This is a genomic window from Nocardiopsis chromatogenes YIM 90109, from assembly GCF_000341185.1.
GTDB classification, from domain to species: domain Bacteria; phylum Actinomycetota; class Actinomycetes; order Streptosporangiales; family Streptosporangiaceae; genus Nocardiopsis_A; species Nocardiopsis_A chromatogenes.
The window spans coordinates 1-5,863 of record NZ_ANBH01000261.1; the positions used below are offsets into that span (position 1 = coordinate 1).

The following is a 5,863-nucleotide window of genomic DNA, read 5'->3' on the forward strand; positions in this document are numbered from 1 at the left end:
CCGGCGGCCGCTGCCGGATGTGGCGGTCGGGCCCCGGCAGGCGCCGCAGGTCGAGGTGGAGGACGAGGGCGGCGGCGAGGTGCGGCTGAGCTGGGAGCCGGTCCCGGGGGCCACCCGGTACGAGGTGCGCCAGCGCCGGGTGCGGCCCGACCCGGACGAGGAGGTGGCGCTCCCGGCGGCGGTGGCGGGCGGCGACGGAGGGACGCGCACGGCGACGGTGGACCGGCTGCTCAGCGGGGCCGAATACGAGTTCACGGTGCGGCCCTACAAGGGGGAGGACGCGGGGCGCGGGTCGGATCCGGCGCGGATCGAGGTCGACCCGGACCCGCCGGGGGCGCCGGACCGGCTGCGCGTCGGCGGGGCGGACGGGGACGAACCGGAACTGGTCTGGGAGGAGGCCGAGGGGGCGGGCCACTACGAGGTCCTGCGCCGCGAGATGGCGTGCCGGGACCCGTCGCCGCCCCCGTCGCCCTCCGAGAGCCCCGATGAGGGCCCCGGCCCGGACGGCTCCGGGCGCGAGCCCGAGTGCGAGCCGGTCGACGACGAGGGCCCCGCCGAAGGGGACGGCTGGACGACGGCGGCGATCGTGGACGACGGCACGTCCTGGCCCCTCCCCGAGGCGAGGGGCGGCGGTTACGAGTATGCGGTCCGCTCCCACCGGGACTACGTGGCGGGCGGCTACTCGGGGACGGTGGAGTTCACCGGCTGAGGCGCCGGATCCTGTCCGGAACCTGTCCGGGACCGGCCCGCCGGGGCCGCTCGCTTGCCCTACCGGCCTCCGGTGCGGGATAACGGGCCCATCGGATCCACCGAGGACGGGGGAGGGATCGGTGGCGACGATCGAGCGCGTCGACCCGCACGATGACGCGGCGTTGTCGGCCTGGTACCGGGCGCTGCGCGCCGGGGCGTCGGCCGGGCGCGGCAGTCCGCTGGTGGCGGCCTACGAGGAGCTGCGCTCCTCCCTGCGCGAACCGGGGTCGGCGGCGCAGCGGTCGGCCTGGGCGGCCGTGGACGGGGGCGCGGTCGTGGGAAGCCTCCTGTTCTCCCTGCACGGCAGGGAGAACCCGGAGCTGGCCGACGTGGACGTGAACGTGCCCGCCGAGCACCGCGGCCGGGGCTACGGCGGCGCGCTGCTGGCGCACGCCGAAGGGCTGGCCCGCCAGGGCGGGCGGCGGGTGCTGCTGGCGGAGGCGTTCGTGCCGTCCGCCTGCGCCCCCGAAGAGCACCCCGGTGCGGGGTTCGCGCTGCGGCGCGGGTTCCGGAGCGTGCACCGGGAGGACCACCTGGTGCTGGAGCTGCCGGTGCCGGAGGACCGCCTGCGCGGCCTTGTGGAGCGCTCGCGGGCGCGGCGCCCCGGATACCGGCTGTCCACCTGGAGCGGCGGCTGCCCGGACGGGCAGGCGGCGGCCGTCGCGGCGATGCGCACCGCCATGGAGCGGGCGGTCCCCTCCGGGGAGCTGGAGGGCGCGCCCCGGGTCTGGGACGTGGAGCGGGTCCGCGCCGTGGAGGCCCGCACCCGGCGGCAGGGGTACGCCTCCATCGCGTCGATGGCCCGCGGCCCCGGCGGCGAACCGGCGGGCTACAGCCAGCTCTTCGTCCCCGAGCACAACCCGGGCGAGGTGTACCAGGACGACACGGTGGTCCTGGAGGCCCACCGGGGCCGCGGGCTGGGGGAGGCGCTCAAGGCGCTGAACCTGCTGCGCCTGCGGTCCGAACACCCGGACCGCGCCCGCGTGCACACCTGGACGGCCGCGGTGAACCCCTCGATGTGGGAGATCAACCGCCGGTTCGGCTTCTGCCCGGTGGAGGTGGCCCACCGCCTGCAGAAGGTGGCCTGAAAGGCGGAATGGCACGCGGCCTGAGAGGCGCGGTTCCTACCGCGCCTTCGGGAAGGCCAGCACGGCCACGATGACAGCGGGCAGCGCCAGGTCCGCCGCCCATACGGGGGCGGCCTGCAGCACCGCCGTCGTGCACGCCGCGCCGACCGCCAGGGACAGGATGATGCCCGCCTTCAGCGCCAGCGCCGCGTCCGGGCGGTTCAGCAGCGTCAGGTGGCCCAGCATCCCCGCCAGCACGCTGGTCACGTAGTTCACCGAGACCCCCGCGCCCGACCGCTCCACGACCGCGCTCTGCATGCCCATCGCCACCGCCGCGACCGCCGTCATCGCGTCGATCGGGGCACCCAGCATCCACGCCGTGGACAGCACCGCGATCAGCACCGACTCCATGGCCAGGATCCACCGCCTGCTCCGCCGGAAGACGTGGTCGGCGAGGGCGAACCCGGCCGCCAGCCCGCCGAGGAAGGCGGCGAAGGCGATCAGCGAGCGCAGTGTCGTCGGCCCGGTCCCCTCGGCGAAGGACACCCCGAGCAGGACGACGTTGCCGGTCATGTTGGAGGTGAACACGTCCCCGAATCCGAGGAAGCTCAGCGTGTCGACGACCCCGGTCACGAAGGCCAGCGCGAGCAGGGACGTGCCCATCCGGTGCCCGGACACCGCCGTCGCCGCCCGCCCGGCGCCGTGCGCGAGGCGGCCCCGCGGCCGTCCCCTTCCCTCCCCGTGGCCGGGCACCGCGGTCAGGCGCCCTCCGTGTCCAGCAGGGCGCGGAAGCGGGCGTCGTGCTCGTCGGCGGGCGGGTCGGCCAGGCCCCCGACGAACACGGCCACGGCCCGGCGTTCGGTGCCCTCAGCGCTCTCGGTGCCCTCGGTGCCTTCGATCTCGGCGAGGATGCTCCGCCAGGCCGTCAGGTTGGGGTGCCGCACGTCCGTGCACGCCTCGGCGGGGGACATGAGCCGGACGGCTTCGGCGAGGTCGTCGGCCGAGAGCGCGTAGGTGCGGGTACCGGAGACGTGCCCGCACACGGTCGCCAACACGACCGCCGACAGGTACCCCGAGCGCAGGTTGACGGTGGGGAAGGAGGTCCCGTCACCGCCCACCAGCCCCGCACCGAAGGCGACCGGGGCCTCCCAGCCGGGGATCGCCTCCTCGAACCGTCTGCGGGCGGAGGCGAGGTCGTCCTTGGTCGGCCATCGAGCAGTCATGGGCCGAATGGTGCCACACGGCCGATGACGAGGTCATATGCGGTGGACCTCAGTGAGGTCGATATCGATGTCGAAGGGGACGGTGAGCTTCAGGCGCTCGCGGTGGATACCGGTCAGTGCGTACTGCTCCGTGGCGGGGTCCAGCTCGTATACGTAGACCACCGGCTCCCCGTTGACCTTCTCGACCCTCCAGAAGTGCGGGATGCCCGCCTCTGCGTACAGCAGCGGCTTCCGCTTGCGGTCGCGTTCTTGAGACTCCTTCGAGACGACCTCGACCGCCAGGCGCACCGCATCAGGCGGGTAGGAGGACTTCTCCTCACCGACCGCCTCGGCGTCGATGACGGCGACATCCGGCTCCGGGCGGTTCTTCTCGGTGATCGTGATGCCCATTTCCCGCCGTACCCTCAGGTCGCTCGGGCAGTTGGTGCGCAGTCCTACTTGCAGGACGGACATGAGCAGTTCGTGGAATTCGAGCTGAGGGCTCACGAAGACCAGGCTCCCGTCGATGAGCTCGGTGTGCGGAGGGAGATCCGGGATCCGGTCGAGGTCATCGGCGGTCCAGCCCTCAGGCGGGGGAACCGGCCACACGCGGGAGGAAGGCGCGGCCTCGATCGGTTCCTCTTCCACGGGAAGGGCACTCATGTCGTCGCCTCCGGGGGTCGGATCGCGGTCGTCGCCAACGCTAGCCATCGCCATCCTCCCTTGACGGGTGTTTCTCGGATTCTCCCACCTCCACCCGCCTTTACCCGAAGGGTGCACTGTGTTGCGGCGGGCCGCATTGCTAGATTCGCCTGACCATGAGCGGCGACGACGCGGCATCCCACCGGAAGGGGCCCGTCCAGGTGGGCCTTCCCTGGGTGGTCGGGCTCCTGCTCGGGGTGCTCGCGCTCGGCCCCGGCCTCAAGCGCGGGTTCATCCTCCGCTACGACATGGTCTTCGTGCCGAACCCCCCGCTCGGCCCCGTCCAGCTCGGGGCGGGGGAGGGGTTCCCGCGCGCGGTGCCCAGCGACGCCGTCGCCGCTCTCCTGTCCAAGGCGCTGCCCGCCGACATCGTCCAGTCGATCCTGCTCCTGGCGGTCTTCGCCCTGTCCTGTGCCGGGGCCGCGCGGCTGGTGCGCGGCCCCCTCGTCGCCCGCCTGGCCGCCGGGGTCTTCTACGCCTGGAACCCCTTTATCGCCGAGCGCCTCCTCCTCGGGCAGTGGGCCGTCCTCCTCGGCTACGCCGGGCTGCCGTGGGTGCTGGCCGCCGCCGCCCGCCTCGCCGGGGCGAAGGACCTCCCCCGCCTGGTCACCGCGCTTCTCCCGGCCGCCGTCGGCGGATTCTCCTCGGCCGTGCTGTCGGCCCTGGCCGCCGTCCCGACGACGATCGCCCGCCCGGGGACCCTGCGGCGGCGGCTCGGCTCGGCGCTCCTCGCCGTCGCCGCGGCCACCGCCCTCTCCCTGCCCTGGCTCGTCCCCGCCCTCACCGCGGCCGGCGGCGGCGCCCGCACCGACCCCGGGGCGGTCGACCTGTTCGCCGCCCGCGCCGACACCCCCTTCGGCGCCGCCGGGTCGCTGCTGATGCTCGGCGGCATCTGGAACGCCCAGGCCGTTCCCGACCTCTACGGCCACCCCTTCCTCGCCGCCTGCCGCCTGGCCCTGGCCCTGGCCGCCCTCGCCGGATGGGTCCTCCTGCTGCGCCGCGGCTCCCTCGGGCCCGCCGGTCCGGGGCTGACCGCCGCCGCGCTCGCCGGGCTCGCCATCGCCCTGCTCGGCACCGTCGACCCCGGCCGCGACCTGCTGCGCGCGCTCATCGGGGCCTGGCCCGGCTTCGGCGCGCTGCGCGACGGGCACCTGTACACGGCGCCCCTGGCCCTGCTGCAGGCGGTGGGGCTGGGCGGGGCCGCGGCGTGGCTGGCGCAGGGCGCCCGGCGGACGGAGACGGAGAAGGGCCCGGCGGCCCCGGACCGCTTCGGCGCCGTCGCCGCGGCCCTGCTCCTCCTCGCGCCCCTCGTGCTCCTCCCCGGCCTGGCCTGGGGCGCCGCCGGGCGGCTCGCCCCCGTGCACTACCCGGCCGAGTGGTCCGAGGTCCAGCGCCTCGTCGACGCCGACCCCGCCCCCGGGTCGGTCCTGGTCCTGCCCTGGAGCGCCTACCGCGGCCTGGAGACGGCCGATCCCGGCCGCACCGCCGTCGTGCTCGACCCCGCCGTGAAACTGTTCGAGCGGCCCGCCGTGTGGAACGATGACCTTCGGGTCGCCGACGGCGGCACCGTGCGCGCCGCCGAGGGGGAGGACCCCGCCGCCCGCGCGGCCGCCGAGGCCGCCGCCGGGCCGGGCGGCGCGGGCGCGCCGGAGATCGGCGCGCTGGGCGTGCGGTACGTGCTCGTCGAGCGCGAGGCGCCCGACCCCACCTCCGCGGACGGCCCCCGGCACCTGAGTAAGAACAGGTTCTCGCCTCTTCTCGACGCCTCGGAACGGGTCCACGACGGCCCCCTCCTGACCCTCTACCGGCTCCCGGACGAGCATGTAGACGCGGTAAAAGTGGATCTGTCGGGCTTGGAAGTTACCGGCTGGTTGGTTACAGTTGGGTCCATCCTCTGGTCCCTGATTGCATCGAGTTCTAATCTCGTTTCCATGCGTCCGCTCCGGCCGGTCGGGGCGGAGCCGCGGAAGGAGAACCCCTCGTGATCAAGATCCTCGCCGCCTGCGTCATCGGTGCGGCACTGGCGGGTGGGCTGGCCCTGGTCGGCACCACCGTCGCCACCAACTCCTCGTCGACCGCCGAGCCGGTCAACGAGTCCCTGTACAACTACGGCGACCGCTGAGCGCCGGGTCGGCGGGGGGC

7 protein-coding genes are annotated in these 5,863 nt (G+C 74.7%); 4 read left to right on the top strand and 3 right to left on the bottom strand.

Annotated elements, in window-relative coordinates:
- Both D476_RS0124090 and D476_RS0124095 read left to right on the top strand, forming a co-directional pair.
- Window positions 1-709 (top strand): fibronectin type III domain-containing protein (locus D476_RS0124090; protein ID WP_017626479.1); only part of this gene is annotated, 709 nt, incomplete at its 5' end.
- A 121-nt stretch (window positions 710-830) separates the two neighbouring features.
- Window positions 831-1,838 (top strand): GNAT family N-acetyltransferase, encoded by a 1,008-nt coding sequence (locus D476_RS0124095; RefSeq protein ID WP_017626480.1) that lies wholly within the window; start codon window positions 831-833, stop codon window positions 1,836-1,838.
- A gap of 36 nt (window positions 1,839-1,874) precedes the next feature.
- On the opposite strand, the gene D476_RS0124100 is transcribed toward D476_RS0124095, so the two are convergent.
- The 3 genes from D476_RS0124100 to D476_RS0124110 form a co-directional block, all read right to left on the bottom strand.
- Entirely contained in the window at window positions 1,875-2,480 is a 606-nt protein-coding gene (locus D476_RS0124100) for a YoaK family protein (RefSeq protein WP_051061830.1), read from the bottom strand.
- A 95-nt stretch (window positions 2,481-2,575) separates the two neighbouring features.
- Entirely contained in the window at window positions 2,576-3,040 is a 465-nt protein-coding gene (locus D476_RS0124105) for a hypothetical protein (RefSeq protein ID WP_017626482.1), read from the bottom strand.
- 33 nt (window positions 3,041-3,073) lie between these two features.
- Window positions 3,074-3,682, bottom strand: coding sequence for a Uma2 family endonuclease (locus D476_RS0124110; protein ID WP_051061831.1), 609 nt, complete (start codon window positions 3,680-3,682; stop codon window positions 3,074-3,076).
- 155 nt (window positions 3,683-3,837) lie between these two features.
- On the opposite strand from D476_RS0124110, the gene D476_RS0124115 reads away from it, so the two are divergent.
- Together D476_RS0124115 and D476_RS38270 are read left to right on the top strand one after the other, a co-directional pair.
- A complete protein-coding gene (locus tag D476_RS0124115) occupies window positions 3,838-5,706 on the top strand; it encodes a hypothetical protein (RefSeq protein ID WP_020380491.1) in 1,869 nt (622 codons plus the stop codon).
- Window positions 5,703-5,843, top strand: coding sequence for a hypothetical protein (locus D476_RS38270; RefSeq protein ID WP_017626485.1), 141 nt, complete (start codon window positions 5,703-5,705; stop codon window positions 5,841-5,843). The genes D476_RS0124115 and D476_RS38270 overlap by 4 nt, the downstream gene beginning before the upstream one ends.
- The last annotated feature ends 20 nt before the right edge of the window (window positions 5,844-5,863 follow it).